Here is a 3512-nt window from a genome sequence, read left to right as displayed (position 1 = left end):
TCACTTGGCTTCATCGCCGTATGCTGCGGGTGCGCTTCGACGGAGTCCGTCAAGGAATCGAAAGAAGAAGGCGTGCACAGGGTCTACCAGGCGCCTTATGCAACTGTCTACGATGCAACGCTCGCGGCAGCGAAGGCGAAGAAACTTGAGCTTGTAGAAAGTGACAATTCYRCTGGAAGAATTGTCGTGTCGCACGGCATTTCACTGTGGAGTTGGGGGGAGCGTGTTGCGATATGGCTTCGCCCTGTGAGTGACGCTGCGACGGACGTTGCGATTGTGAGTAAGCCGGTGCTCGCACCACTGAATTTTCCGCCGGACTGGAACAACATATTGTTCGACCAGATTGAGTCGGAATTGAAGGGGCACGTGCAGAAGTGATGTCGCTCGGATTATTGGACGGTTGGGAATCTGGCCCAACGGACGGCGGCATGTATCCATGCCTTGCGCCAGGAAGCAGCGGCGTTGCGCATGCAACTGCAAGTGCAGCGCTTCGGCTCAAGGAAGAACGACGTGCCGCAGGAAGATGTCGTTCACCTGTTGCAGAAAGCCGCCATGCTTGAGACGGGCGCGGATGTGCTGGCGCTAACAAGTGAGGAGCTACGCTAGCTGCCGTTCGAGGACGAATACAATCGCGCGCGCTCATCGTTATCCGATGAGGTGCTGCTCTTGCTATGTTGGTTCCCGGTATCCGAGAACACACGAGAAGCCAGCAGTTCGTCAGGTATGGCCGCACGGTCGGCTGGCTTGAAGCCAAGACGGGTGAAATAGCCGGCGGCAGTTTCAGTTCGGACGACTTCGTAGCAGTTGCTGAACACGACATGCGTTGTGGTGACCCGCGCTGCAAGCGTGCGTATTGGCTCCGCCAGCTCCTGCAACTCATCGTCGCTGTTAGCGTACCTCGCGGCAGTTGACGCTGTGCCGACGGCATTCCACATTTCGGCGTTGCGGCCATGAAGACGGACTATCGCAAGCCCCGAATTCGTAGCCGACCATACAGTCCGCATGCGGTTTGCCACCCCCGTCGAAGCATCGACGAGGACGTGAACGGCTCCGTGCTCTCGCTCTCGCTCCTCCTTCACCGCACTCGTCGCACCCCATCGATAGCAGGGCGAGGTGAAATTAGTTTTCCTTGTATCAGAGTTAAGAAGGACAGCATGTGGTGACGCACGTTGGTAACTCAATCGAGTGATACCAATTCAGTTCTCTTAAGGCATATTTCAGCGATGGAAACGTGGGCGTGACAACTGCATTGCTGAGGTGTGTTCGATTTGTTGTGCGCATGAGTCAGCGCTGGAAAGTGTATGGACTGGACGGGCGCACGTTGTAAATGCGAGATGTCCTTGAGGTACAGCACGGGTGTCGGATGTAAAGAGACGAGGAATGCAAAAGGATGTGCGAATTCGCGCCGCTAGGTCGGCAGACGTGCAAGCCATCTCGACGGTGCTCAGTTCCTGCGGCATGTCTGGCGGCGATATGGACTCCTCAGCCCGCCTCTACAGCCTGGCTACCCTAGGAGAACAGGTAATCGGCTGTGCGTGTGCTGAAATTCTTGGTGAGAGGGTCGTCATTCAAGCCGTTGCTGTGCTGGCAGAGTACCGTGGCCACCAGGTTGGCACCCACCTTTTCAGGGCTGTCTTGATGCGCGCCCGCGCACGTGGCTGCGCCAAGGCTGCAGTTTTCACATCTGAACATCCCGAGTTCTTTGCTCGCTTTGGGTTCGCGCTTACCTCGTTGGCCGACCTGCCGCGGGAAATGCAGCTATCGAAGGAATTCCTTCGTCGATTTGGTGCAGGAGCGCGTTACATGTGCGGTGGTCTCCATTGAGACCTTGCGCCACAGCCCCGCTGATGGGCTCGTCTTGGAGGAAACTCGTGCGTCAAGCCAATTGCTCCGCCTCTCTGGTGCTTTTGACCCTTGCCTGGTGCCGACCTTAGCCGGCCACTAGTGCCCAGTCCACCTCAGACCCAGTACAACACCGAGGCCGTCCAAGCCTACTTACTTTCGGGCGCTAGATATCGCTTGGAGCCTTCCGGTACCGGAGCTGTCGTCCCTCCGCGCGGTGCACTGGTAGCAGGGCTTTTTTCATCATCGGGTTTCGCTTCAGATTCGCGTTTGTCAGAATCTGCTGGTGTCACATCTGCTCGTGACACATCTGCTGGTGCGGAACTCGGCTGGCTGCTCGACCGATGTGGTGGCCTGCTCTTGACAGATTGCGCAGGGCACGCGGGGCAATAGACTGCCAACAGGAAAACTAGCGCAAGACTCAGCAATGTTTGAATCATAATAGGCTCCTTCCTGCCGTAGGCCCCATGTCGTGAGCGCGTGCCCCGACTCTGCGCTTGTTGGCCGGAAGCCTGAAGAACAAAGAGCCCCTTTACAGGGGCTCTTCCATTACCTCGGCGTACCTCTCCAACCCGGTCGGCGCTCACTTTTGCAACGCCTTCTTCTACGGTACCGAGCGCGTTTCGTGATTCAAGAGCCATCGGTAAACGCATCCCTCCGGTCCGTGACTCTCGCGCCATCGGTGAACACATCCCGTCTATCCGTTGTTCTGCTTCCATCGGTATACGGGTCTCGCGGCCCCATCGTACTAGCACCATCCGTATAGACATCACGTGCCCCGTTACCGGCGTAACTGACTCCGGCACCGAGTGCCGCCCCCGCCATAGCGAGGAGTAAGAGCTTCTTCAGCATTATTCCACCTCCTTTTTTCAGGTGGTTACAAGAAGTCATCCTGTAAAAATTGCATTAAATATAGTTTGTGCATTGCAACTTACGTAGTCGTCAAACAGATACTTTTTTCATATTGTTTATAGCTATGGGAAATATTGGTCTCTCCTATAATGAGCAGGAACTTGCTTAATAATATGTTAAGAATACCTCAACTTTTCGGTGGAATAGAGCCGTCGTCGATGCTACAGAAATGAGCGGAATATGTTGTATAGAAAGTATTTGATTTTACGAGCACTGTGTAGCGGCCGATTTAGCGTCCACCTGCGAGGGCGGCAGTCACTGCGACACGCGTGGATTTTTGGCCGAGGCTGGTATGGCAAAGTCTGAGGCAAAGAATGATTCCAACAAGGTGAAGGCCAAGGCAGATATGGCGAAGCCCGACGTGCAGCCCGAAGCCACGAAGACCGCAGCCAGCGTGGACAAGACGAAGAAGCAGTAACCTGCTCCTATCAGGCGAACCGAGGGGTCGTTGCCAAGGCGAAGGCCATTGCAACGAAGCTCGAGTGCAGCAACTTTGCGGAGAGCGCGGGTGAGCTGAAAGGCCAGCCTGGCTTCTCCGCATTTGTCATGTTTGGGGAAGTGCAATGAAGGCGTTTCTCGCGTTGGCAGAGCGCCGCTTAATGGGCTCATGAAGACGGCGCAGTTATCGTCCGCGGGGATAGTCTTATGAATATCTACCAGTTGCGGTTGGTCTCAACGGTCGACCCTCGATGGCTAGCCGCCGAACATAGGGGGCGCGTAGTTGTCGAAAACAATCAGGTAACGCTGGATGGGGGGGG

At 55.7% G+C, this 3512-nt stretch carries 5 protein-coding genes; 4 read left to right on the top strand and 1 reads right to left on the bottom strand.

What is annotated here, in order from left to right:
- Together AC1DOX_RS30825 and AC1DOX_RS30820 are read left to right on the top strand one after the other, a co-directional pair.
- Nucleotides 1–378: hypothetical protein (locus AC1DOX_RS30825; protein ID WP_477114095.1), on the top strand; the 378-nt coding region annotated here is incomplete at its 5' end.
- A gap of 90 nt (nt 379–468) precedes the next feature.
- Nucleotides 469–606 (top strand): hypothetical protein, encoded by a 138-nt coding sequence (locus AC1DOX_RS30820; protein WP_441624635.1) that lies wholly within the window; start codon nt 469–471, stop codon nt 604–606.
- Here the strand turns inward: AC1DOX_RS30820 and AC1DOX_RS30815 are convergent.
- A complete protein-coding gene (locus tag AC1DOX_RS30815) occupies nt 603–1079 on the bottom strand; it encodes a DUF72 domain-containing protein (RefSeq protein WP_441624634.1) in 477 nt (158 codons plus the stop codon). The two genes, AC1DOX_RS30820 and AC1DOX_RS30815, sit on opposite strands and share 4 nt — an antisense overlap.
- A 301-nt stretch (nt 1080–1380) precedes the next feature.
- Between AC1DOX_RS30815 and AC1DOX_RS30810 the strand changes: the two genes are divergently transcribed.
- Nucleotides 1381–1824, top strand: a complete 444-nt coding sequence (locus AC1DOX_RS30810) for a GNAT family N-acetyltransferase (RefSeq protein WP_441624633.1) — start codon at nt 1381–1383, stop codon at nt 1822–1824.
- A 1222-nt stretch (nt 1825–3046) separates the two neighbouring features.
- Nucleotides 3047–3172: a hypothetical protein gene (locus AC1DOX_RS30805; RefSeq protein WP_441624632.1), complete on the top strand. Its 126-nt coding sequence runs from the start codon at nt 3047–3049 to the stop codon at nt 3170–3172.
- Nucleotides 3173–3512: the final 340 nt, after the last annotated feature.

This window comes from Cupriavidus sp. 01L415, from assembly GCF_056400065.1.
The sequence above is the reverse complement of the archived record's forward strand: the minus strand, read 5'-3'. Positions and strand labels throughout refer to the sequence as shown.